The sequence below is a fragment of the Janthinobacterium aquaticum genome (genome assembly GCF_009208565.1).
GTDB lineage: Bacteria > Pseudomonadota > Gammaproteobacteria > Burkholderiales > Burkholderiaceae_D > Janthinobacterium.
In genome coordinates, this window is the sequence record NZ_WFLK01000036.1 from 1 (window position 1) to 625 (window position 625).

Sequence of the window (625 nt, forward strand, 5' to 3'; positions counted from 1 at the left end):
TGGTTAACCTTGCCACTGAATGTAAGTCGCTGACCCATTATACAAAAGGTACGCAGTCACGGAACAAGTCCGCTCCTACTGTTTGTATGCACACGGTTTCAGGATCTATTTCACTCCCCTTCCGGGGTTCTTTTCGCCTTTCCCTCACGGTACTGGTTCACTATCGGTCGATTACGAGTATTTAGCCTTGGAGGATGGTCCCCCCATATTCAGACAGGATTTCTCGTGTCCCGCCCTACTTGTCGTACGCTTAGTACCACTGGTCTGATTTCGTGTACGGGGCTATCACCCGCTATGGCTGCCATTTCCAGAGCATTCCACTATCAGTCCAACTATCACGTACAGGCTCTTCCCATTTCGCTCGCCACTACTTTGGGAATCTCGGTTGATTTCTTTTCCTGCAGCTACTTAGATGTTTCAGTTCGCCGCGTTCGCCTTGCATACCTATGTATTCAGTATGCAATACCCTAAAAGGGTGGGTTGCCCCATTCGGAAATCTGCGGATCAAAGCTTGTTTGCTAGCTCCCCGCAGCTTATCGCAAGCTACTACGTCCTTCATCGCCTGTAATCGCCAAGGCATCCACCATGTGCACTTATTCGCTTGTCCCTATAACGTTAGCCTCTG

The 625-nt window shown here is 49.6% G+C and carries 1 rRNA gene; it reads right to left on the reverse strand.

The window, feature by feature from the left end:
• Nucleotides 1-607: ribosomal RNA gene (locus GCM43_RS25490) — 23S ribosomal RNA — on the reverse strand; the annotation flags it as partial.
• Between the last annotated feature and the right edge of the window lie 18 nt (nucleotides 608-625).